The sequence below is a fragment of the Nocardiopsis coralli genome (genome assembly GCF_014892575.1).
Taxonomy (GTDB): domain Bacteria; phylum Actinomycetota; class Actinomycetes; order Streptosporangiales; family Streptosporangiaceae; genus Nocardiopsis; species Nocardiopsis coralli.
Genome location: NZ_JADBGI010000014.1, coordinates 65,423 through 88,309, shown reverse-complemented (window position 1 = coordinate 88,309; position 22,887 = coordinate 65,423). Strand labels below are relative to the sequence as shown.

Annotated in this window: 23 protein-coding genes; 9 read left to right on the top strand and 14 right to left on the bottom strand. The window is 71.9% G+C overall.

The window, feature by feature from the left end; translation table 11 throughout:
* Positions 1-188 precede the first annotated feature (188 nt).
* The 3 genes from IDM40_RS16740 (at position 189) to IDM40_RS16730 (ending at position 3,257) form a co-directional block, all read left to right on the top strand.
* Positions 189-962, top strand: a complete 774-nt coding sequence (locus tag IDM40_RS16740) for an SDR family NAD(P)-dependent oxidoreductase (protein ID WP_193122950.1) — start codon at positions 189-191, stop codon at positions 960-962.
* A 9-nt stretch (positions 963-971) separates the two neighbouring features.
* A complete protein-coding gene (locus tag IDM40_RS16735; RefSeq protein WP_193122949.1) occupies positions 972-1,736 on the top strand; it encodes a crotonase/enoyl-CoA hydratase family protein in 765 nt (254 codons plus the stop codon).
* A gap of 216 nt (positions 1,737-1,952) precedes the next feature.
* Positions 1,953-3,257, top strand: a complete 1,305-nt coding sequence (locus tag IDM40_RS16730) for a DUF6716 putative glycosyltransferase (protein ID WP_193122948.1) — start codon at positions 1,953-1,955, stop codon at positions 3,255-3,257.
* Positions 3,258-3,328: 71 nt separating this feature from the next.
* On the opposite strand, the gene IDM40_RS16725 is transcribed toward IDM40_RS16730, so the two are convergent.
* Positions 3,329-5,455, bottom strand: coding sequence for an acyltransferase family protein (locus IDM40_RS16725; protein WP_328807042.1), 2,127 nt, complete (start codon positions 5,453-5,455; stop codon positions 3,329-3,331).
* A gap of 523 nt (positions 5,456-5,978) precedes the next feature.
* Between IDM40_RS16725 and IDM40_RS16720 the strand changes: the two genes are divergently transcribed.
* Positions 5,979-7,052, top strand: coding sequence for a CDP-alcohol phosphatidyltransferase family protein (locus IDM40_RS16720; protein ID WP_193122947.1), 1,074 nt, complete (start codon positions 5,979-5,981; stop codon positions 7,050-7,052).
* A 69-nt stretch (positions 7,053-7,121) separates the two neighbouring features.
* On the opposite strand, the gene IDM40_RS16715 is transcribed toward IDM40_RS16720, so the two are convergent.
* The gene (locus tag IDM40_RS16715; RefSeq protein ID WP_193122946.1) at positions 7,122-8,732 is read right to left on the bottom strand and encodes an NCS1 family nucleobase:cation symporter-1; all 1,611 of its coding nucleotides are present in this window, start codon (positions 8,730-8,732) and stop codon (positions 7,122-7,124) included.
* 342 nt (positions 8,733-9,074) lie between these two features.
* Complete coding sequence (locus IDM40_RS16710; protein WP_193122945.1) at positions 9,075-9,323, bottom strand: hypothetical protein; 249 nt, start codon at positions 9,321-9,323, stop codon at positions 9,075-9,077.
* 250 nt (positions 9,324-9,573) lie between these two features.
* Between IDM40_RS16710 and IDM40_RS16705 the strand changes: the two genes are divergently transcribed.
* Both IDM40_RS16705 and hemC read left to right on the top strand, forming a co-directional pair.
* Positions 9,574-10,038, top strand: a complete 465-nt coding sequence (locus IDM40_RS16705) for a flavodoxin family protein (RefSeq protein WP_193122944.1) — start codon at positions 9,574-9,576, stop codon at positions 10,036-10,038.
* 88 nt (positions 10,039-10,126) lie between these two features.
* Positions 10,127-11,140: a hydroxymethylbilane synthase gene (hemC, locus tag IDM40_RS16700; RefSeq protein ID WP_193122943.1), complete on the top strand. Its 1,014-nt coding sequence runs from the start codon at positions 10,127-10,129 to the stop codon at positions 11,138-11,140.
* Here hemC and IDM40_RS16695 read toward each other — a convergent pair.
* From IDM40_RS16695 to IDM40_RS16655, 9 genes are all read right to left on the bottom strand, one after another.
* Complete coding sequence (locus tag IDM40_RS16695; protein WP_193122942.1) at positions 11,113-12,684, bottom strand: polyamine aminopropyltransferase; 1,572 nt, start codon at positions 12,682-12,684, stop codon at positions 11,113-11,115. The two genes, hemC and IDM40_RS16695, sit on opposite strands and share 28 nt — an antisense overlap.
* Before the next feature lie 34 nt (positions 12,685-12,718).
* Positions 12,719-13,147, bottom strand: a complete 429-nt coding sequence (locus IDM40_RS16690; protein WP_193122941.1) for a DUF350 domain-containing protein — start codon at positions 13,145-13,147, stop codon at positions 12,719-12,721.
* Between the two features lie 61 nt (positions 13,148-13,208).
* Entirely contained in the window at positions 13,209-13,547 is a 339-nt protein-coding gene (locus IDM40_RS16685; protein ID WP_193122940.1) for a hypothetical protein, read from the bottom strand.
* A gap of 20 nt (positions 13,548-13,567) precedes the next feature.
* Positions 13,568-14,074: a DUF2617 family protein gene (locus tag IDM40_RS16680; RefSeq protein WP_193122939.1), complete on the bottom strand. Its 507-nt coding sequence runs from the start codon at positions 14,072-14,074 to the stop codon at positions 13,568-13,570.
* Between the two features lie 7 nt (positions 14,075-14,081).
* On the bottom strand, positions 14,082-14,627 hold the full coding sequence (locus IDM40_RS16675; RefSeq protein ID WP_407939984.1) for a DUF4178 domain-containing protein: 546 nt from the start codon (positions 14,625-14,627) through the stop codon (positions 14,082-14,084).
* 266 nt (positions 14,628-14,893) lie between these two features.
* Positions 14,894-15,748 carry a sulfurtransferase gene (locus IDM40_RS16670; RefSeq protein ID WP_193122937.1) on the bottom strand — a complete coding sequence of 285 codons (855 nt, stop codon included), beginning with the start codon at positions 15,746-15,748 and terminating at the stop codon, positions 14,894-14,896.
* 125 nt (positions 15,749-15,873) lie between these two features.
* A complete protein-coding gene (locus IDM40_RS16665) occupies positions 15,874-16,293 on the bottom strand; it encodes a hypothetical protein (RefSeq protein WP_193122936.1) in 420 nt (139 codons plus the stop codon).
* Positions 16,286-16,648, bottom strand: a complete 363-nt coding sequence (locus tag IDM40_RS16660) for a hypothetical protein (protein ID WP_193122935.1) — start codon at positions 16,646-16,648, stop codon at positions 16,286-16,288. The genes IDM40_RS16665 and IDM40_RS16660 overlap by 8 nt, the downstream gene beginning before the upstream one ends.
* A gap of 161 nt (positions 16,649-16,809) precedes the next feature.
* Positions 16,810-17,304: a hypothetical protein gene (locus tag IDM40_RS16655; protein ID WP_235997678.1), complete on the bottom strand. Its 495-nt coding sequence runs from the start codon at positions 17,302-17,304 to the stop codon at positions 16,810-16,812.
* Positions 17,305-17,355: 51 nt separating this feature from the next.
* Between IDM40_RS16655 and IDM40_RS16650 the strand changes: the two genes are divergently transcribed.
* Positions 17,356-18,882 (top strand): NAD(P)H-hydrate dehydratase, encoded by a 1,527-nt coding sequence (locus tag IDM40_RS16650; protein ID WP_216630909.1) that lies wholly within the window; start codon positions 17,356-17,358, stop codon positions 18,880-18,882.
* A 42-nt stretch (positions 18,883-18,924) separates the two neighbouring features.
* On the opposite strand, the gene IDM40_RS16645 is transcribed toward IDM40_RS16650, so the two are convergent.
* Positions 18,925-19,410 carry an NUDIX hydrolase gene (locus tag IDM40_RS16645; protein WP_193122933.1) on the bottom strand — a complete coding sequence of 162 codons (486 nt, stop codon included), beginning with the start codon at positions 19,408-19,410 and terminating at the stop codon, positions 18,925-18,927.
* Between the two features lie 148 nt (positions 19,411-19,558).
* On the bottom strand, positions 19,559-20,203 hold the full coding sequence (locus IDM40_RS16640; RefSeq protein WP_193122932.1) for a TetR family transcriptional regulator: 645 nt from the start codon (positions 20,201-20,203) through the stop codon (positions 19,559-19,561).
* A 136-nt stretch (positions 20,204-20,339) separates the two neighbouring features.
* Here IDM40_RS16640 and IDM40_RS16635 point away from each other — a divergent pair, with 136 nt between their 5' ends.
* Together IDM40_RS16635 and IDM40_RS16630 are read left to right on the top strand one after the other, a co-directional pair.
* A complete protein-coding gene (locus IDM40_RS16635; RefSeq protein ID WP_193122931.1) occupies positions 20,340-21,323 on the top strand; it encodes a hypothetical protein in 984 nt (327 codons plus the stop codon).
* Positions 21,320-22,621 (top strand): methyltransferase family protein, encoded by a 1,302-nt coding sequence (locus IDM40_RS16630; protein ID WP_193122930.1) that lies wholly within the window; start codon positions 21,320-21,322, stop codon positions 22,619-22,621. The genes IDM40_RS16635 and IDM40_RS16630 overlap by 4 nt, the downstream gene beginning before the upstream one ends.
* Positions 22,622-22,887: the final 266 nt, after the last annotated feature.

Genomic DNA, 22,887 nt, shown 5'->3' with positions numbered 1-22,887 from the left:
ACTCCTGCATCCACTCTAATGCGGTCGTTGTGGCCATGGCAGGAGCGTAGTGAGGGCCGTTGAGGTTACCGGCGGGTATGGATCGGGGTGGAAAATTCGAGGGCGTCATCCCTGGTCAGCGAGGGCTACTCACGATTAACCGAACCCTGTTCTAGTGCGTGGGTCACATGCTCTGTAGAGTGCGTGGCATGGATCTCAACGGAATCTCCGCCCTCGTATCGGGCGGCGCGAGTGGCCTGGGTGAGGCCACCGCCAAGGAACTCGCCTCCGCCGGTGCGACCGTCGTCGTCGCCGACCTCAACGCCGAGCGCGGCGAGGCCGTCGCCAAGGAGATCGGCGGCGTCTTCGTCAGCACGGACGTCTCCCAGGAGGACCAGGTCAAGGCCGCGGTCCAGGCCGCCGTCGACACCGGCAAGCCGTTCCGCGTGGCCGTCTCCTGCGCCGGCATCGGCTGGGCCACCCGCACCGTCGACCGGAACGGCAACCCCCACGACCTGGACAGCTACCAGAAGGTCATCCAGGTCAACCTGATCGGCACCTTCAACGTGCTGCGCCTCTCGGCCGCCGAGATCGCCAAGACCGAGCCCCTCAACGAGGACGGCGAGCGCGGCTCCATCCTCAACACCGCCTCCCTCGCGGGCATCGAGGGCCAGATCGGCCAGATCGCCTACTCCTCCTCCAAGGGCGGCGTGATCGGCATGACCCTGCCGGCCGCGCGCGACCTGGCCGCCATCGGCGTCACGGTCAACACCATCGCCCCCGGCATCCTCGAGACCCCCATCTACGGCGACGGCCCGGGCTCGGAGGAGTTCAAGCAGCGCCTCGCCGCCCCGGTGCCCTTCCCCAAGCGCCTGGGTTCGGCCGAGGAGTTCGGCAAGCTCGCCCGCACCCTGGTCGAGGTCAGTTACGTCAACGGTGAGGTCGTCCGCATCGACGGCGCCCTCCGTATGCCCCCGAAGTAGGAGGAACCCGTGTCGGACGAGGTTCTCTACACCACCGAGGACGGCGTCGCCGTCATCACCATCAACCGCCCCAAGGCCAAGAACGCGGTCAACGCCGCCGTGGCCGCCCAGGTCGCCGAGGCCCTCGACGACCTGGACTCGCGCAGCGACCTCACCGTCGGCATCATCACCGGCGCCGGCGGGACCTTCTGCGCGGGCATGGACCTCAAGGCCTTCATGAAGGGCGAGGTTCCGGTCGTGGAGGGGCGCGGGTTCGGCGGGTTCGCCGAGGCGCCCCCGAAGAAGCCGCTGATCGCAGCGGTCGAGGGTTACGCCCTGGCCGGCGGGTTCGAGGCGGTGCTCGCCTGCGACCTGGTCGTGGCCGCCGACGACGCCAAGTTCGGCATCCCGGAGGTCAAGCGCGGCCTGGTGGCCGGCGGTGGCGGCCTGCTGCGCCTGCAGCACCGCATCCCCCGCAACCTGGCCACGGAGTTCGCCCTCACCGGCGACTTCGTCGGCGCCCAGCGCCTGGCCGACCTGGGCCTGGTCAACCGGGTCACCGGCAACGGCGGCGCGCTCGAGGGCGCCAAGGAGCTCGCCCGGTCCATCGGCGCCAACGGCCCCCTCGCCGTGCGGGTGTCGAAGCAGATCATGGCGTCCTCCGACGACTGGTCCACGTCCGAGATGTGGGACCAGCAGAACGAGCTGGCGGGCCCCGTCTTCGTCAGCCACGACGCGATGGAGGGTGCCGCGGCCTTCGCCGAGAAGCGCACCCCGAACTGGAAGGGCGAGTAGCCCGACCGGAAGCGTGCACGAGGGACGGTCGACGGTGGTCGGCCGTCCCTCGCCGTGTGTCTGAAGCGTGCACTCGGGTGGAGATCGTGCCGGTCTCCACCGGTGAGTACTCCGAAACGTCCTCATGCGACTACCCTGCGTGTGTAGCCTGTCGGGTGGGCCGTCCCCGTCCGCGGCCGCCCCCGAACCACCCCCGTCGCAGGAGAGGACCCCCTGGTGCTCACCCACCCGGACGACCACCCCCGCTCCACCGCGGTCGGACCGGCCACCGGGGTACGCCCCGCCCGTCCCGCACGCGCGCTCACCGTGCTCGCCGTCGCCGACACCGAGGCGCGCGTCCGCCTGTCCGCCGCGATGCTCGGCGCCGTCCCGGGGGAGGGCCACACCGTCGGCCTCGCGGTGCTGAACGGGCCCCACGCGCCCGCCCCGGCGCGTCTGCGCGCCGCTTTGCGCTCCACCCCGCAGGCCGACCGCCACGTCCCGGTGCTCACCCGGTCCCGCCTGCGCAGTCTCGTGCGCAAGCGCCGGCCCGACGCGGTCCTGCTCAACTGCTCCGCCGACCGGGTCGCCGAGCTGGCACCGCTGCTGGAGACCGGAACCGGGGGACGCCGCCCGGCACTGGTCTCGGCGCTGGCACCTCTGTCGTCGGAGGTCACCGAGGCCGAACTGCGAGCCCGGGCCCGCACCGACCTCCTCGTCGTGCACAGCCACCGGGAGCTCGCCGCCTGCGCCGACCTGGCCGCACGCACCGGGGTCCACGTCGGCACCGCCTTGGCCACACTCCCGTATCTGCCGCGCACCCGCCGGTCCTTCCCGCTGGTGCCCCGCCAGGCCGTCGTGCCCGCGCCCAACCGGATCGTGTTCGCCGCCCAGGCCGGGGTGCCCGCGGCGCGCGCCGACCGGGAACGTGTTCTGACGGCCCTCTCGGAGCTCGCACGGGCCCGCCCGGACCTCGAGGTCGTGGTGGCCCTGGACGACGCGGAGGCGGGCGAGGAGGGCGTCCCGGAGGCCCATCCCTACCCGCGGCTGTGGCGCGCGCTCGTGGAGAACGGCAGGGCCGGCGCCGACGACCTCGTGTTCCGTTCCGGGGTCCCGGCCTCGCGCCTGGCACGCCCGCGCGGGTTCGTGACGGTCAGCTCCCCGACGGTGCTCGAGGCGGTCGCCCGAGAGGTGCCGGTGGTGCTGCTGTCCGACTTCGGGGTGGGTGAGGACCTGCGCAACACGGCGTTCGAGGGAAGCGGGGCCCTGGGAACGCTCGCCGACGTGCGCGCCGCCCGCTTCCGTGCGCCGAGCCCGTACTGGGCCGTGCGCACCTACTTCCATCCCGGCACCGACGACGACTGGGCCGAGCGCTTCGACGCGCTGATCGACCGCGCCCGCGGCGGGCAGCTGGGGCCGGTCGGTGCGGTGGAGGGCGGTGGCCGGGCACACGGGGCGCGCACCTGGGCACGGAACCTGCGCACCGCCCTCACCGCGTGCGGGCGCCTGCGCGCGGCCCTGCACCGGGCGCCGGGGGCCTGAGCGCGGTGCTCCGCCGCGACCCGGGCCCCGCCGCGACCCGGTCCCGGCGGCCCAGGCGCAGGGGCAGGGGCTCAGCCCTCTCCGCCGGCCTGCTCGACCCCCGGGGAGCCCAACAGCATGGTGTCGGCCTGGTTCTCCTGCCCGGAGGCCTCCAACAGGTGGGGCTCCAGCACGGCTCCGAGCGACTCCGAGAACGCGTAGCTGAGGTGGTTCGCGTCGTAGTAGACGAGCTGGTTGCCGATGACGCCCTGGCACTCGCCGCCCTGGCACAGGTACCCGGTCAGGTCGATGAAGCTCGTGTTGTCGGGGACCTCGGCCAGGTGGTGGAAGGGTGCGGTCTCGGCCATGGAGTCGCGCTGGTCGGCCACGCACTCGGACGCGCCCTCCCGGTCGACGCACTCGGGCACGTCGAAGTCGAAGCGCGGGGTGTCGCGGACGGCGATCATGTCGATGCCCATCGCGTCCAGCTGGTACCAGCGCTGCAGGAACCCGTCGGGGACGTGCTCTTCCTTGTCCTCACGCGGGTCGGTCAGGCTCGCCAGGCCGAAGACCGCGTCGACGTCACGTGTCTCCAGCTCGGTCATGACCTCCTGGTTCCACGTGGTGCAGTTGGTGTACTCCTCACCGCCGCGGTACTGGATCTCGGTGCTGAACTGGCAGGCGTTGCGGGTCATCATGACCATGTTCCAGCCCTGCCGCTCGACGACGGCCTCCAGCGCGTTGAACCAGTGCCGGGCGTGGGAGCTGCCCACCAGCGCGATGGTGAAGTCGGCGTCGGGGTCGCCGAACTCGCACAGCACCATCTCGTCGTCGGCGGCCACCGCGTTGCAGTCGCTGGTCTCCTCGATGGTGTCCTCGGCGACCGTGGAGGTGTCGGGGTAGACGGGCAGCACCGGGAGGTCGGTGGCCAGCTCCTGGTCGAGGTGGACGGCGGCGCCGGGGTAGTTCATCGGGTTGGAGCTCAGCTCCAGGCGCTCGGTGCGGTCGCGGTCGATCTCCTGGCTCCACAGCGAGCTCGCCACCAGGACGGGAACGACGAAGAGCACACCCGCGGCCAGCGACCAGATCGGCGCCTTGTACCGGGTGGTGACGCGGGTGATGCCGCCGTCGATGACCCAGGTGGTGGCCAGGGCGGCGAGGAAGGAGACCCCCAGGACCATGAACCCGCCGGACAGCGACGGGCGCACCCGGTCGGTGACCTCCAGGTAGAAGACCAGCACGGGCCAGTGCCACAGGAACAGGGGGAAGGCGTGCCCGCCCAGCCAGGTCAGCGGGCGCGCGCTCAGCAGGCGGTTGGCGGACAGGCGTCCGTTCTCGGCCTCACCCGCGCCCGCGAGGATGATCAGGGCCGCGGCGGTGGTCGGCCACAGCGACGCGTAACCGGGGTAGGGCAGGGTGTCGCTGATGACAAAACCGCAGGCCACGAGCGCGATCAGGCCCAGCCAGCCGGCGGCCCAGCGCAGGGCTCCGGGTAGGGCGAAGCGTGTCACCACGAGAGCGAGCAGGCCGCCCAGGGCAAGCTCCCAGAGCCGGGCGCCGCTGTCGAAGTAGGCCCACACCGGCTCGTTGGAGGTGATCCACAGCGAGTACCCGAACGAGCCCGCCGCGACCAGCGCCACCGCGCTCAAGGCCGCCGTGCGCACCCGGATCCCCAGCCACACCCCGACCAGGGAGACCGCGGTGATGAACAGCGGCCACACCAGGTAGAACTGCCCCTGGATCGCCAGTGACCAGAAGTGCTGCACCGGGCTGGCCGCGGAGTTCTCGGCCATGTAGTCCACGGCGCCGAAGGCCAGGTGCCAGTTGCCGTAGTACAGCGCGGAGGCCTGAACGTCGCCGATGATCTCGGTCCACTGCGAGCGCGGCATGAACAGGTAGGTGCCGGCCAGGACCGCGCCGAGCACGACCGCACCGGCCGGGAAGAGCCGCTTGGCGACCTTGCTCCAGTACGCCCCGAACTTGATCCGGTCGCCGCGCTCCAGGGTGCGTACGAGCGACCCGGTGACGAGGAAACCGGTGAGCAGCAGAAAGACGTCGACGCCCCCGGAGACCGTGCCGAACCAGATGTGGTAAACGGCGATCAACAGGGCGGCGACGGCCCGAAGCCCCTCGATGTCGGGGCGGTGGCGTCCCTTGGACCGCGTCTTCACCGGTGAGGAGAGGACGTCGGTCACGGGGCGCTGGGCAGGAGCGGACACGGATCACTCCAGGCTCGGAAGGCAAGAGAACGTGGGTGCGCCACGCGGGCGGCGCTGTGCGCAGAGGCCGAGAGAGGTCGTCGGCGTCCATGAGGGGCCCGCCGGTTCAGTATTGGGGTAGGGCCCGAGTGCTCCGAGAGCGGGGGCGCCCTTGTTGCCAACTCGAGATTCAATCTCTGTGGTCACGTAGCCCCCGCGGGCACCGGGTGAGAGGTGGGTCACCCACTGCGGTGGGGGCGGCCGCTCCGCGGCGGCGCTGGGCGCCTCCGGGGTGCTCTCACTCAGAGGTCACCCGAAGCTTCTGCGCTGGTCACTGTACCGTTCCGTCCTGGTCATGCGGTCGTCAACGTTCCGGTCACGTTTTCGGCACGTTCCGCCCGATCCGTCACCCTCGGGCGTCACCTCCACGTCATCAGAGCGGGTCCCGCGGAACCGGCCGCGCCCGACCACGTGTCGGCGGCCGGCCCCGACATCCTCCAGAGACCGCGCCACTACCCTCGACCCGCAGCACGGAGGTCACCCCTTGAGCACGTTCACGCTCGCGGAGGTTCGCGAGCAGACCTACAAACCCCGGGACTCGTGGTGGACCGTGTGGCTCGTGGATCCCCTGGCCTCGCGCCTGGTGGTCCTCACCGCCAATCGCACCTCCATCACACCGAACCAGCTCACGTTCGCCGCCCTGTTCCTGGGTCTGTCGTCGGCGGTGTGCTTCTTCCTCGGTGACTGGTACTGGCTGGTCACCGGTGCGCTGCTGTTCCACCTGAGCTTCGTGCTCGACTGCATGGACGGCAAGGTCGCCCGCCTCAAGGGCAACGGTTCGGTCTTCGGCAGCTGGCTCGACTACGTCTTCGACCGGATCAGGGTCCTGGTCTGCGCCATCGCGCTCATGGGTGGCCAGTTCCTGCAGACCGAGAACCCGGTCTTCCTGTGGTTCCTGCTGGGCATCGTCTTCACGGACATGTTCCGGTACCTGAACTCGCCGCAGATGGCGAAGGTGCGCTCGGCCATGCGCCGCCACATCGCCCAGGCCATCCGCGAGGTCGAGGAGACCACCGAGGGTGACACCAGCGGGGTGCGCCGGGCCGCGGGGAGCTTCGGCCGCGACGACAACGGCGCCGACCACCTGGGCGACGACGACGCGAGTGTGTCCATCGGCGGTTCCGAGCGGGTCAACGCCCCGGCCGCGGACACGCACTACGCGGAGCCCGGCCAGGTCGACCGGCCCACCGCCGCCAGCAAGGCCAAGGCGATCCAGAGCACCGCGCTGCAGAAGGGGTTCGACCGGCGTTTCCCCTGGTACCGGCGGATGCGGGACACCCTGCGCGCCAACCGGATCCGGCCCCACCTGTTCAGCGGCATCGAGTACCAGATGGGTGTCTTCGTCGTCGCGCCGCTGGTGGGCGTCTTCTCGCTGACGGGCATGCTCGTGACCATCGCGGCCTCGGCGGTGTTCATGTTCGCCTTCGAGCTGCTCATCATCTACAAGCTGTGGCTGTCCACCCGCGAGTTCTCCCGCGTCACGCGCGACATCAACACCGCGCTGGCCGCCCTGGACGAGCGCAGGGAGCAGGAACAGCAGGAGGCCGCGGTCTCCTGACCCCGGCCCGGAACGTGTGAACGGGGGCGCCGCGTACGCGCAGCGCCCCCGCTCTCGTGGATCCGGGCCCTACCTGGCCGAGGTGTCGTCGGGTGCCGTGGTGTCCCCGGCCCCGGAGCTCTCGCCATCGGAGTCGGCGGCGGTGCCGCGGTCGGGGACGAACCGGCTCAGCCCCCAGTACAGGACCAGCGCGCTGACCAGGCCCACGACCCAGCCGAACTCGGCCAGCGGCGCCAGCACGGGGATCAGCCCCTCGGTCGGGAACGGGCCCTCACCCGCGGGGGAGTTCGAGCCGCCCACGGCCAGGAGCGCGCCGACACCGAACGCGGTCATCGCACGCCAGTTCCAGCCGCCCGAGTACCAGTAGCGCGAGCCGCGGGTGTACAGGGAAGGCAGGTCGATGCGCGTGCGGCGCAGCAGCCAGTAGTCGGCGAGCAGGATGCCCGCGACCGCGCCGAGCAGGCCGCCGACCGTGCCCAGCCACGTGAAGATGTAGACGCTCTCGTCCTCGATGAGCTTCCACGGCATGATGAGCACGCCCAGGACCGCCGTGAGCAGGGCGCCCGTGCGGAAGCTGATCCACTGCGGCTTGAGGTTGGCCAGGTCGTAGGCGGGTCCGACCAGGTTGGCCGCGATGTTGGTGGAGACCGTCGCGAGCAGTACCACGAAGACCGCGAAGAGCAGGCCGATGCCGCTGTCCATGCGGTCGACGACGTCGATGGGGTTCCACAGCGCCTCGCCGTAGACAGCGGCGGTCCCGGCGGTGACCATGACCGCCAGCAGGGAGAACGCCGTCATGGTCGTGGGCAGGCCCAGGGACTGGCCGAGCACCTGCGCGCGCTGGGAGGCGGCGAAGCGGGTGAAGTCGCTGATGTTGAGGGTCAGGGTCGCCCAGTACCCGATCACGCCCATGAGGGAGGGGAAGAAGAGCGCCCAGAACGAGGGGCCCCAGTCGAGCTCGCCCTCGGTGGCCAGCATCGGGCCCAGCCCGCCGGCCTCGGCCGCCATCCACACCAGGAGCGCGACACCGCCGACGACCATGAGCGGGGCCGCCCACACCTGGACACGGCGCACACCCTCCATGCCCCAGAGGATGATGGCGACCTGCGCCAGCCAGAAGACACCGAAGGACAGCCACAGGGTCCACGGGTTCCCGCCGAACTGGGCCGCACCCAGCCATCCGTCACCGAGCAGGCGCCCGACGAGCACGTACACACCCTGGCCGCCGACCCAGGTCTGGATGCCGAACCACCCGCACGCGACCGCGCCGCGCAGCAGGGCGGGCAGGTTGGCGCCGCGCAGCCCGAAGGAGACGCGCGCGAAGACGGGGAAGGGGATGCCGTACTTGGCGCCGGCGTGGCCCGTCAGGACCATCGGCAGCAGCACGATCAGGTTTCCGAGCACCACCGCGAGCATCGCCTGGCGCCAGTCCATGCCGGCCGCGATGAGGCCGCTGGCCAGGGTCCAGGCCGGGATACTGACGGAGAGGCTGACCCAGAGGGCGCTGAAGCTGCCGGTTCCCCAGGTGCGCCGCGCCATCGGGACGGGGGTGAGGTCGGTGTTGGTGAAGGGGCCGTCCGGGGGGTTCTGGCCTTCGGGGAGGGAGACCCGTCCGTCGGGGTGAGTGATCTGCTGGAGGGCCGAGGGCGCGGGTTGCGGTGACGGTGGAGCGTGAGTCACAGGACACCTGTCTTCGGTGGTGCTGGCGGGGAGCGTGTGGACGCGACAGTGGGCCCACTGCGACAACCTGGTCCGGACGGTGAAAAATCCGGAAGCGACGCAGGCCGTCGATCATCTTCGCACGTCGTCGGGGATGGAATGGGCGTTCGTCGGTGCGCTCCACCGCTCGGGTGCGGCACGTGGCCGGGGTCGGCCCGGTGTGCGTCCCGCTCACGCGCGGCATGTGGGATCGCACACCAGGGCACTCGGACGGCGCGGGGCCATGGCGCGCGTCACGCTTCGGGTGGTCGGGGCGGCGGCCCGGGGTTCACGCGGGCGCGGGTGCGGTGTGCGCGGGCGCGCTCAGTCGGGGAGGTTGCGGACCACGCCGCCGTCCTGCAGCTGACTGCGGTCGTCGTCGGAGGTGTCGGGGGCCGCGAGCACGAAGGCGACGAGGGCGGCCAGACCCAGGCCGAGCACCAGGAGCCCGGCGCAGCCGATGCTGATCCACACCCACGGTGCGGCCTGGGGGCCGCGCGGGGTACCCGGGACGCCGCCCTCGAGCGACGCGGGTCTGTCGGCGGACGGTTCCTGTGAGGACTGCTCGCTCATGCGGCCCGGCTCCCTGTCGACGGGGGCGCCGTTCACGGTTCCGGCGCCCCGTGACAGGCCGCATACCCAGGAGCTCCACCCCGTACGCGCCAGTCGCAGGCTTCCGGCCTGCGGGGCGCGTGCTGCCGATCTCACCGTGACCCGTGGGGCCGGGATCTTGCTACCAGAGCCGGGTTCAGCGCCGATATCGGCTCCAGTAGCAAGATCCCCGCCAGTCTGCCCGTCGCAGGCGGGATCCTAGGGTGGAGCCATGGCACGGCTCCTCATCGTTCACCACACCGTCTCGCCCGCCACGCAGGAGATGTTCGACGCGGTCGTCGAGGGCGCCCGCACCGACGACATCGAGGGCGTGGAGGTGCACACCCGCGCCGCGCTGGCGGCGGGGCCGGCCGACCTCCTCGCCGCCGACGCCGTCCTCCTCGGCACCCCCGCCAACATCGGGTACATGTCCGGCGCCCTCAAGGACTTCTTCGACCGCACCTACTACCAGGCGCAGAACGACACCCGGGGCCTGCCGTACGCGCTCTTCGTGCACGGCGGCAACGACACGTCCGGCGCGGTGCGGGCCGTGGAGTCCATCGCCAAGGGCATGGGCTGGGAACGCCACCGCCCGCCGGTCACCGTGACCGGCGCCCCCGACGCCGAGGCCCGCGAGGCCTGCTGGGAACTGGGTGCCGTCACCGCGCTCGCAGCGCTCGAACACCCCGGGTCCTGAACCACCCAGACGGGACCTCGCCACCGATTGTTGGCACGATCTGGTGAAACAGCCCACGCCGCCCGACGCTGCGCTCTACTGTGGCGGCATGCTCAGCGACGCGCAGCCGCTCCGGATCGGCACCCGAACCTCTCCCATGGCGATGGCCCAGGCCCGGCTCGTCCGCGACCATCTCGCCAGGACGACCGAAATCCCGACCGAGATCGTCGGTGTGGAGACCGCCGGGGACCGGTGGTACGGCGACCTGTCGGAGCTCGGCGGCAAGGGCGCTTTCCTCCGCGAGGTCGACCGCCGCCTCCTCGCCGGGGAGATCGACATCGCCGTGCACTCGGTCAAGGACGTCCCCGGCGACGAGGCCGAACCCGAGGGCACCGAGTTCACCGCCTACCTGCGCCGCCAGGAGTCCCTCGACGCTCTCGTGCTCCGCAAGGGATCGCGTTACCGCACGCTGAGCGAACTGCCGCCCGGCACCCGCGTGGGCACCTCGGCCGTGCGCCGCCGCGGCCAGATCCTCAAGCACCGCCCCGACCTGCACGTCGTGCGCATCCGCGGCAACGTCAACCAGCGCCTGGACCGGATGGACGGGGAGAACACCTGCGAGGGCCTGGTCCTCAACGCCGGCGGCCTCGCCCGCGCCGAACTCGGCGACCGCATCAGCCAGGTCATCCCCCGCGAGCTCCTGTGCCCGGCCGTCGGAGCAGGTGTCGTCGGGGCCCGGCTGCGTTCGGAGGACACCGAGCTGGCCGCGCTCGTCCGGGGCCTCGACGACCCCGACACCCGCCTGGCCGTGACCGCCGAACGCGCCATGCTGCAACGGCTCCAGGGCGACTGCGGCTCACCCGTGGCCGGCCACTGCACGGTCGAGGAGGACGGGTCGCTCTCCCTCATCGGGATGGTCTTCTCGGACTGTGGCGGCACGTTCCTGCACGAGCAGGGCCACCGTCCCGCGACCGAGGCATGGGACCTGGGCGAAGGGGTCGCCGAGGCGCTGCTCAATCAGGGCGCACGCCCGCTGCTGACCCCGGACCGCCGGGCCCGGGAGGAACGCGCCGCGATGGAACGCCGCGCCCGCGCTCAGTACCCGCGCCACGCACCCTGGTGATAGCCGATGATGCGCGGGTGCATCATCGTGGACGCCTGCGCGTCGACCTCCTCGTCCCTGCGGTCCATGGGGAAGACCTGGGCGGCGGCCAGCAGCTCCTCGTCCAGGAACTCCAGGTCCGGGGTGTCCTCGGGCAGGGTCAGGTCCGGTTCGCCTTCCGGTGAGGCCAGGTAGAACCCCCAGTTGCCGAAGGTGGGCACGTCGACGTTGTACGGGACCGACTCGATCTCGGCCTCCGCCAAGGAGTGGCCCACGCTCCAGTACGCGTCGGGGGCGAAGAACGGTGAACCGGCCTGCACGACCAGGCGGGCCTCCTCGGCCATGCTCTCGCGCACCAGCGCGTAGAACTCGACCGTGTACAGCTTCGAGGTGCCCACGTCGGTGCCGTCGGGCAGGTCGGCGACGACCACGTCGAACTGCCCGGCGCCCTCGCGCAGCCACTGGAACGCGTCGGCGTTGACGACCTCCACCCGCGGGTCCTCGAAGGAGTCCTCGTTGAGGTCGCGGATCACGGGTTCGCTGGTGGCCAGGTCGACCATGGCGGGGTCCAGGTCGACGACGGTGACGCTGTCCACGTCGTCGTACTCGAGGATCTCGCGCACCGCCAGGCCGTCGCCCCCGCCGAGCACGAGCACGTCCTCGCGGGGCCCGTCCATCGCCGGGTGGATGAGCGACTCGTGGTACCGGTACTCGTCGAGCGTGGAGAACTGCAGGTTCCCGTTGAGGAACAGGCGCACGTCCTGGCCGTCGACCGAGCGTGTCAGCACGATCTCCTGGTACTCGGAGCGTTCGGCGTGCACGATCGGGTCGCGGTACATGGCCTGGCGGGCGTCGATCTCGAACTGCTCCGAGTACAGGTAGGCCGCCCCCAGCGCCGCCACGATCACGGCCAGCCCCGTACCCAGGCCGACGTAGGCGCGCCGGGTCAGGTCGTGGCGGAACAGCCACAGCACCACGGCCACGCCCACGACCGCGTTGAGCAGGCCCACCGCGATCACACCCTTGGGCAGACCGAGGATCGGCAGGAGCAGGAACGGGAACGCCAGACCGCCGATGAGCCCGCCCACGTAGTCGGCGGCGAACAGGTCCGCGACCGCCGACGAGGCCTCCTGCTTGCGGATGCGCTGGATCAGCGTCATCAGCAGCGGGATCTCCATACCGATGAGCACGCCGATGACGAAGGCCAGCAGCACCAGCGCGGGCTGGTAGGCGGAGAACCAGGCGAAGGCCCCGTACAGGATCAGCACCGACAGACCGCCGATGAGGGAGAGCAGGCCCTCGATGACGGCGAACGACAGCGCCGGGCGGTGCTGGAACCGCTTGGACAGCAGCGAACCCACACCCATGGCGAACACCATCACCGACAGGACCACGGAGGCCTGGGTGATGGTGTCGCCCAGCAGGTAACTGCCGATCGCGACGAGGGCGAGCTCGTACACCAGGCCGCAGGCGGCGCAGATGAAGACCGCCAACATCACGAAGAACCGTGCCGCACGCGGACGAATCGGAAGTCTGGTGCGTGCGCCGGTCTGGGTCTCGCTCACGTCGGTGCTTTCTCGGGGCGGGGTGTGTGGGGCCTCAGGAGATGGCCGCGGCCACGACCAGGGCGATGGACAGGTGGGCGGTGGCGCTCACCCAGGTCGCGGGGTGGAACTCGGCGCTGGCGATGACGGCCCTCACGCTGGTCGGGGTGATCAGGTCGATGATCAGGAACGACGCGGCCATCACGGCGAGGCCGATGATCCCGAACAGGGACGCGGACAGCAGGCCGGCGCCCAGGCCGAGCTCGGAGAAGCTGGACAGGATCGCCGACACGACGACCACGGCGGCGCCCAGGGTGTTGGCCGAGACCAGCAGCACCGCGTTGGGGTTGCGTTCCTCCCAGATGAGCTTGTGCAGCTTGCCGGGGGTGAGCAGGTCGGTGACCAGGTAGCCGAGCAGCATGATGACCGTCCCGACCGCACCGTAACCGAGCGCGTACAGGGAACTGGTGAGGATCTCGTTCATGAAATTGGTCCAAGTGAGGGATCGGCAGTGTCGGGAAGCATGTGCTTCCCGACACGGCAGACTACTTGCCCGAGCCGCTGCCCCCGCCGCGGGTGTTGCTCCCGGTCCCGCCGCTGTCGTTGGAGCTGCTGCCCCCGCCGCCTCCTCCGCCGAAGAAGAAGAATCCGCCGCCGCCGCTGTTGTTGCTGTTGTTCTCGCAGTCGTCCGGGGTCGGGGACGCCGCCGAGTTCGAGCTGCTGGTGCTCGAGGAAGAGCTGTCGTTGCGGCGCTCGCAGTCCTCGTCGGAGTTGCTGCTGCAGGCCGTGAGAAGCAGGGTCAGGGCCAGAACGCCCCCGCACAGGGCGGAGGAGGTCGTCTTGGTCGAGCGGGGTGCCGTGGCCCCGCGCAGGGTGTCAGCCATGATGGGCTTCCTCGTGGATCTCAGGGGGTCAGTGTCGCGGCGGTCGTCACCAGTTCGCCGCTCTGCGGGTAGACGTGCCAGGTGGTCCACCGCACCGGTCCGCCGGTGTCGGGGGACAGGTGCAGCGCGGTCACCGCGAGCGGGTCCCCCGGGAAGGTGACCAGGAGTCCGCCGGGTGCGTCGGCCACCTCGCGGTGCAGGTCCTCCACCCGGCGGGACAGGTCGGTGTGGGAGAGCGTGTGCACGGTCGACGAGAAGAGGTAGCGGCCCGCCGCCGTCGCGGTCGGCTCGCCCTGTTCGGGGAGTCCGCCCTCGACACCGGGCAGGCACGCGACCGTCTCCACCAGCTCGCCGCCCGACGACCGCACGACGGCCTGGTGGGAGGCGCCCAGGACCCGCAGTTCGACCACCGTGCCGCGCACCCGGCAGGTGCGTGTGGCAAGCGGTTCGACCACCGGGTGGTCCAGGGTCCACACCAGGTCGTCGGCCTGGGTGTCGACGAAGGGCACGCTGATGCTCGTGTGCACGGTCGGTTCAGCTCCCGGGGTAGATCGTGAAGGTGCCGGGCATGATCTTCGCCCCGGTGCTGGCCTCCCAGCTGCCGTGGTCGAAGCGTTCGAAGGCCAGCAGGCTGCCGTCCTCGGCCTCGTAGTCGACGTAGTCGAGGCCGCCCTCGGGCTTGAGGCCGGTGGTGCCTTCGGAGCGGTAGGAGCCCGAGCCCTTCTCCTGGAGCTCGTACTTGGTGCCCTCGACCTCCATGACCTTGCCCTGGGGGACGAGGTCCAGGTCGGGGCGGGCGCTCCACAGGGAGAGCTGCAGGTCGGGGTCCTCCTCGACGGAGAGCCAGCGGCGGCCGCCGTCGACCTCCAGGAAGTGCTCGGCCCACACGTAGCCGCCCTCGGACAGGCGCAGGGACCCGCGGATCCAGGTGCGCTCGTTGCCCCAGTCGATCATGTCGCCGGCCTTGATGCCGCGGGGGTCGCCCTCGGTCTCGGTGGCGTTGGCGAACGGGTCGGCGGGGGCAGCTGGCTGGGCGGGTGCCTGCTTCTGCTGTGCCTTCGCGCGCTGGTTGTACAGCATGATCCCCACGACGATGGCGACGACGAGCAGGATGACTAGCAGCACGAATTCGACGGTCAAGGTTCCTCGTTTCGTGGTCTGACGCGTTGAGCGCGGGGGCGACCAGGGGGCAGGGGATCGCTGGAATCGGGCCGCGTGCGCGGCATTCCTCCTGTTGGGTCGGACGTCGGGGAAGCGTCCTCGGTTTCGTTCGTGACCCGATCGGGACAGAAAAAACCGTCCGCGAGGGAACTTCCCACGGACGGTGACCGTTGGATTCGGCCTCGTCACCCCCGGTGGGGGTCCCCTGTCTCCGCGGGCAGGCTCTCGTCGCCTCCCCAACGGCTCCAGGATCCCGGATACAGGCGTGCGCCGGCCACACCCGCGTGCTCGAGGGCGAGCAGGTCGTGGCAAGCGGTCACACCGGAGCCACAGTAGGCGGTCACGGTCGCGGCCGTGTCGGCGCCCAGGGCGGAGAAGCGTTCCCGCAGCGCCTCGGGGGAGGCCAGGAACCCGTCGCCGTCCAGGTTGCCCTGCCAGGCCGCGCTCCGTGCGCCGGGAACGTGGCCGGGACGGGCGTCGACGGGTGCGGGCTGCTCACCGGTGAAGCGGCCGTACACACGTGCGTCGATGAGCAGGTGCTCGGGGGAGCCGGTGCGGGCCCGCACGTCCTCGGTCCCGGCGACGCGGTCGGAGGGCCACGGCACGGGGGTGCGCTGGGCGGGCCCGGGGGTGACCTCGCCGGTCTCGAGCGGGCCGTCCCAGGCCTGGATGCCGCCGTCGAGGAACGCGGCCGGGGTGCCGAGCACACGCAGCATCCACACCAGGCGCGCGGCGACCGATCCGCCGGCGTCGTCGTAGACCACCACCGCGGAGTCGTCGCCGATGCCGAGGCGCCCCAGGGCGGCGGCGAGGTCCTCGGGGGAGGGCAGCGGGTGGCGCCCGCCCTCGGCGCTCGCCGGAGCGGCCAGGTCGGTGTCGACGTCGGCGAAGACCGCGCCCGGGATGTGCCCGGCCAGGTGGGCCTCGCGTCCGGAGCGGCCGTCCAGGTACCAGCGGGAGTCGACGAGGACCACACGGTCGCGGTCGGTGCGCAGCCGGTCGGCCGACACGGCCACCGGCAGGTTCTGGGGTTGGCTCATGCGGCCAGCCTAGATCGTGGACCGGGGGTTCCCGGTAGCTCCACTGCCCCGGGGATCTTGCTACTGGAGCCACTTTCGGCGCTGAAGTCGGCTCTGGTAGCAAGATCCCCGCGAAAAGCTCGGGGTCAGGAGCGGTCCGCGCGGTGCACGGTGAGGATCCACCACAGGCCCAGGGCCGGCAGGACCAGCGGGATGAACAGGTACCCGCTGCCGAAGTTCGACCACACGGTGTCGTCGGGGAACCCCGCGCTCCAGAACACCGTCAACGCGCCGACGACGAGCACACCCGCCATCTCGACGGCCACGCACACCAGCGCGACCATCCGGGAGGTGCGTCCCGCGCGCGCCAGGCCCACGGCCGCCACGAAGTACAGGGCGCCCGCGAAGACCGACAGCCCGTAGGCCAGCGGGGCCTCGTCGAAGCGGGTGAGGAGCTGGTAGGTGCCGCGTGCGGTCGCCGCCAGCGCGAAGACCGCGTACACGGCCACGAGCAGGCGGCCGGGGCCCGAGCGCAGGGTGGCGTCGGTCGTGGCGGTCTCAGACAACGGGGCTCCAGAGCTGCTCGATGCGGACCAGCAGCACGGGCAGGACGAAGCACGCGAAGGAGATCACGGCCGGGCCCCACTTGCTGCGTTCCATGAAGCCCCACACCGCGCAGGCCGGCGGCAGGAGCGCGATGGTGGCCAGGTAGGAGACGAACATCGGGAAGTCGTCGGGGCGCTCCCCGCCGACCATCGCGGCGATGGTGGCGCCGACCTGGCCGAGCACGAGCAGCCACAGCACACCCATGCCGATCAGGTGGGGGACGAGCATGGGGCGGTCCCGGAAGAACGAGATCAGACACCAGACGGCCACGCCCAGCGACACCATCTGGATCGTCATGGTGAGCCAGTCGACCACGCCGCCTCCACTCCGAGAACCCGGCGTCCGCCCAAGTCAGCGGTCCGCCCCTGTCAACGACACAGAGTAGTACTTCGCTGCCACCGCCTCGTACCGGGGTGCGGCGGGCGGAGTGTGCGGGCGCGGTCGGTTCCGGGGGCGTCGGGGAGACGGAGGCGGGGTCAGTGGCGCCAGGTGAACACGTCCGCCTCGGCCGAGACCAGGTGTGCGTCGGCCTCGCCGAACTGGGCGACCTGCACACCCACCCAGTGTCCGACCGCGAGCGCGCCCTTCCAGTGGTAGGTGAACCGGCCGTGCCCGACGGCGTGCACCAGGCCCAGGGCCGGGCGTTCGCGGTGCATCCGGAACCCGCCGCGGCCGTCCGACTCGAACTCGGCCGCCCGCAGCTGCACCTCGGTCCCGGGGGTGGCGCCGCGCAGGACCACGCCCACGGACAGGTCGTAGAGCACGCCGGCCAGGGCCTCGGGGCTGGTCCCGGCCAGCGCGGCGACGGAGACCGTGCCGTCGTCGCGGCGGTCGAACTCGAGTTCGTGCCACTCGCGGGGGCGGAGCTGGAGCTCGCTGGACCTGACAAAACCGTGGTGTCCGGGCATGGTCTCTTCCTCGTGGCCGGGCCTGTGCACCGCCAGCATGAACGCCCCGCTGTGGCGCCGCAATCACCCACGGTGTGTGTGGCGGGGGTGGAGGCCGGGGGAGGGTGCGGCACGATGGGGGCCGATCGAACCGGAGGTGGACCCGTGCTCTACGCGCACACTGTCGACGTCGTCCGCGAGGCCGAGGGCGCCCTCATGGCGCGCCTGCCCGAGGGGGTGCTCATGCGGCGGGCCGCCACCGGACTGGCCACGGAGTGCATCCGCCTGTTGCCCGCGGTGTACGGGGCGCGGGTCGTGCTCATGGTCGGCAGCGGCGACAACGGTGGCGACGCCCTGTACGCCGGGGCCGCACTCGCCCGGCGCGGTGTCGCGGTCCGGGCCCTGACGGCGGGTTCGCGGGTTCACCAGGAGGGCGCCGCCGCGTTGCGTGCGGCCGGCGGGCGGGTGCGGGCCTTCGCCGGTTCCGACGCCGACGACTCGGACCTGTTCGGCGCCGACCTGATCGTGGACGGGCTCGTCGGCATCGGTGGACGCGGCGGCCTGCGCGAACCCCACGCCGGGCTCGCGGCGCAGGCGGCCAACGCGCCCGCCCCCGTGGTCGCGGTCGACCTGCCGAGCGGGATCGACGCCGACACGGGGGAGGTGGCCGGGTACGCGGTGCGCGCCGACGTCACCGTCACCTTCGGCACCCACAAGCCCGGGCTCTTCGTGGACCCCGGTGCCGACCGGGCCGGGGCGGTGCGGCTGGTCGACATCGGGATCGGTCCGGAACTGCCGGGCGCCTCCGTGCTCCGTCCACAGCCTGTGGACATCGCCGGGCTTCTGCCGACCCCCGGTGCGGAGGCCGACAAGTACCGCCGCGGGGTGCTCGCGGTCCGCGCGGGATCGGACCGGTTCCGGGGTGCGGCCGTGCTCGCCGTCGGCGGGGCGCTGCGCACGGGCGTGGGCATGGTCCGCTACGGGGGCCCGGAACGTGTGGTGGACCAGGTCCTGGCCCGCTGGCCGGAGACCGTCGCCGCCGTGCTGGACCCCCGACAGAGCACCGACCTGGAACCCGGGCGTGTGGCCGCCGTCGTCGTGGGGCCCGGGCGCGGGACCGACCCGGGCGACGCCGACGAACTCGACGCCGTGCTCGACAGCGACGTTCCGGTACTCGTGGACGCCGACGGGCTCACCCTGATGTCCGGGGAGACCGGGCGCGACCTCGCCGACCGGGTCCGGGAACGCTCCGCACCGACACTGCTGACCCCGCACGCGGGCGAACTCGCGCGCCTGCTGGGCGACGTCACGCGGGAGGACGTCGAGGTCCGCCGCCTCGAGCACGCCCGCCGCGCCGCCCGTTCCTTCGGGTGCGCGGTCCTGCTCAAGGGGTCGACCACGGTCATCGCCCACCCCGACGGGCCGTCCGTGGTCAACCCGACCGGAACCCCGCTGTTGGCCAGCGCCGGGACCGGGGACGTGCTGTCCGGGGCGGTCGGTGCGCTGCTCGCGAGCGGCGTTCCGGTGGTGGAGGCTGCCCTGTGCGGCGCCTACCTGCACGGGCGTGCGGCGGAGCTGGTGCACGGCGGGGCCCCGGTCAGCGCCTCGGACCTGCTGCACGGGCTGCCGCTCGCGCTCGCCGAGGTGCGCGCGGACGGGTGACCAGGTCTGGCCCGGGCGTGTGGCACCGGACGAGGGCGGTGGTCAGAGCCCGCGGGCGGCGTCGATCCCGCGCTGGACGATGTCGGTGATGAAGTAGTCCCCGGGGTCCCGCTCGTCGCGCAGCCGGTGCACGAGCGAGTCGTCCACCCACAGGTACTCGGTGTGCTTGTCCCGTTCCAGCCGGGGGTCCTGGAGGTCGCCCTCGACCCGCACCAGGTAGTCGACCTCGTGGCGCGTGACCCCGTCGCCCGGGTCCCAGTCGAGCACGAACAGCTCGGCCACGACCTCGCTCAGGCGCCACCCGGTCTCCTCGGAGACCTCCCGGGCCAGGCCCTCGAGCATGGACTCCCCGCGCTCCACGTGCCCGCCGACGATGTCCCAGCAGTTCGGGAAGACCTTGCGGTCGGGGGAGCGGCGCTGCGCGAACACCCGCCCCCGGGGATCGGCGATCACCGCGCCCGCCACGTACGTTCGGCCGTCGGAGGTGTCGGGGAAGGTGATCCCCGGCGCGACCGTGATGCCGTCCATCCTGCTCCTCACTGCTGTTGGCCCGGTGCCCGTGGCCCGGGGTGTGCCAGCCGGGCCGTGTGGGCCCCGACCAGCCTAGGAGAGCCGGGCCGGTGGCGCGCGGGCGCACGCGGGGTTCTCCGACCCGTGTCCGTGCTGCGGGACGGCCTCAGGTCTGCGTGTGCCGTTCGCCGGCGCCGGGCAGCCGCAGGGTGAGGAGTTTGGCGCGCGGGGCCATCGCCCCGGCCAGGTCGAGCACGGCCTCGGTGCGGCTGTGGTCCTCGTCGAGCACGGAGAAGAGGTTGACGCCGAGGTAGTAGGTGATCGCGGCGTTGGCGACCTCGTGGGCCGGGAGCATGCGGCCGAGCGCCGACCCGCCCAGGACCCGGTTCCAGTGGCGTTCGATGAAGGCGATCCAGGGTTCGGCGCGGGTCCGGATCTCCGGCCGCAGTTCGGGTTGGGTGACGGCGGCGGCCACGAGCTCGGAGAACTCCGTGATGTACCCGCGTTCCAGGTCGGTGCGGTAGATGCGGGTGGCCGCCTCGACGAGCTCCTCGAGCGTGCGGGCCTGCCCCGCGATCTCGTCGTACATGCGCATGCGCTCGTCGCTGGAGCGGTCGAGCGCTGCCAGGAGCAGCTGGTCGACGCCGCCGAAGTGGTAGAAGACCAGCGCCGAGTTGGCCCCGGCGCGGGCCGCGATCGCGCGTGCCGATGCGCCGGACCTGCCCTCCTCGCGCAGGACCTCGCCCGCGGCGGTGACGAGGCGGTCCCTGGTCTCGGCGCTGGTCCTGCGGTTGCCGCCGCTCCTGGCCATGGTCCTCCCCTTGAACTCCTCTGCGGGTCCGTGCATCATACGGTTTAATCACGTGATTAAAACGGATGATGAAGAGTCGACCGTGAAGGACTGAGGCGACGGGCGGCCGAAACGGCGCCCGGGACGAGGAGCCCCCATGAGCCCGACCGAGCCGGGAGCGGCCGGTGAACGCGGTGCGCGGCTGCTCCTCGCGGCCCTGGTCACGGCCCTGTTCGTGTTCCTCCTCTGGCTGCGGGTGACCGGTTTCGGGGCGCTGGACCAGACCGCCCTGTTCTACGTCGGGCTCCCCGCGCTGCTGGCCGTGCTCGTGGTGCTTTTCGCGCGTCCGCGCAGCGCCGTCGGCATCGCCCTGGCCGTCCTGACCGTCGCGCTCCTGCTCGCCGGGCCGCTCCTGGGCGAGGGCATGGTCTGCCTCGTCATCGCCGCGCCGCTCCTGTACGGGGTCACCGCGCTGGTGGCCTGGTTCCTGGTCCGCGTGACCGGCAGCGGCGACGACCGTTCCTCCCACGTGTTGGTCGTCCTGCCACTGTTGGTCCTGCTCACGGCGGAGGGCATCGGCGGGTTCTCCCTGCTGCCGCGGGAAGGGCGGGGCGAGGGCGGACGTGTGGTCGCCGCCGGGCCCGAGCACGTGGCCGCCGCCCTGGCCGAGCCGCCCGAGTACGACGAGCCCGAGGCCCTGTTCCTGCGGTCCGTGCCCTTCCCCACCCCGGTCGAGGCCGCCGGCGAGGGGCTGGAACCCGGCGACACCAGGCACGTCACCTTCACCGACCGCCGTGTCCTGCGCCCCTGCGCCGAACCCGAACCCCGCCACATGGAGCTCGAGGTCGCGGAGAGCCACACCCACGCCTACGGCGGACGTGTCGTGTTCACCGTCACCGACGACACCGCCTTCGACCGCTGGATGCGCATGCACGGCGCGGAGGTCGTCTGGGAACGTTCGGCCACCGGAGGTACCCGCCTCGACTGGACCCTCGAGTACGAGCGCACGTTCGAGCCGTCCTGGTACTTCGGCCCGGTGCAGGCCTACGCCGCCGACCGGGCCGCGGCCTACCTCGCCGACACCTTCGCCGAGGCCGCGCTCGGGCGGGCCGCCCTCGAACAGGCACAGGGGGAACGGTGACCGGCGTGGACACCGCGGAGCTGCCGGCGCTGGTGGTCCGCGGCGCCGCCCTGTTCCTCCCGCTCCTGCCGTTGACCGCCCTGTGCCTGCTGCGCCCGCCCGGGCGCAGGGAGACCGCGGCGATGATCGTGGCGACCGCGTGGTCGCTGCTCGCGCTCGTCCCGCTCAACCTCGTGGCCGTGCGCGTCGGTTGGTGGAGCTTCCACGCGGAGGGTGCCGTGTGGCAGGGGATCCCCGTCGACCTTCTGCTCGCGTGGGCGGTGCTGTGGGGAGCGCTGCCGGCCCTCGCGCTGCGGTACCTGCCCGTTCCGCTGCTCGTCGTGGTGCTGGTCTGGTTCGACACGCTCTTCATGCCCCTGGCCGAACCCGTCGTCGTGCTCGGGCCGTGGTGGGTGCTCGGCGAGCTGGCCGGGACCGCCGTCGGGCTGATCCCCGCGCTGATGCTGGCGCACTGGACCCTGCGCGGGACGCTCGTGCACGCGCGTATGTGGGCGCAGGCGTTCCTGGCCCTGGGGTTCATGGTGGTCCTGCCCGTCGCGGTGGCCGTGCCCGAGGTGGCCGGCCTCCCCGCCCCGGCGCTGTCGGTCGCGATGCAGGTCCTGTTGGTCGTGTCCCTGCCCGGGTTGGCCGCCGCCCGGGAGTTCGCGGCGGTCGGGAACGGAACCCCGTTGCCGTACGACCCGCCCGCGCGGCTCGTCACCGGTGGGCCGTACGCCTACGTGCGCAACCCGATGCAGGTGACCATGGTCTGCGTGTACCTCGTGCTCGGGGTGCTCCACCCGGTGCTGTGGATCGGTGCGGTGGTCGCCCTGGCCTACGGGGCCGGTTTGGCCGCGTGGCACGAGGGCGCGCAGTTGCGTGCGGCCTTCGGTGAGAGGTGGGAGCACTACCGCAGCGGCGTGCGCCCGTGGGTGCCCCGGTGGCGCCCGTGGCCCGGCCGTGCCGGAGGCACGTTGTACGTGGCGGCGGACTGTTCCGTGTGCCGCGAGGTCCGCACGTGGGTGGAGACGCGCCGCCCGGTGCGGCTGCGGTTGCGCCCGGCCGCCGACCACCCGGAGGTGCTGTACCGGCTCACCTACGAGGACGCCCTCGGGAACCGGTGGAGCGGGGTCGCCGCCCTCGCCCGGGCCCTGGAGCACCTGAACCTGGCCTGGGCCCTCGCCGGGTGGGCGCTGTCGCTGCCCCTGGTGCGGCACGGGGTGCAGCTGTGCGCAGACGCCTTCGGTGGTGGTCCCCGGCCCGCGCGCCAAGAGCCGGGTCGCCCCACCACAGGAGGGGCCTTTCCACGGGGGTCGTAGAGCGGCGCCATGGGAGCAACCCCTGGGGCCAGGCCTGCTCAGCCACTCGAAGGGCTGCGCCCCTCGAGCACCTCGAGTTCGTGGCAGGCGCTCCCCTCATCCACAGGGGTCAGGTCGCCCAACTACAGGAGGAGAGTCCCCGCAGGCAGGGTAGAGCGGGGCCTCTTGACCGACCCCTGGGGCCAGGCCTGCTCAGCCACACGAGGGGCTCCGCCCCTCGAGTACCCGAGTTCCTGGCAGGCGCTCCCCTCATCCACAGGGGTCAG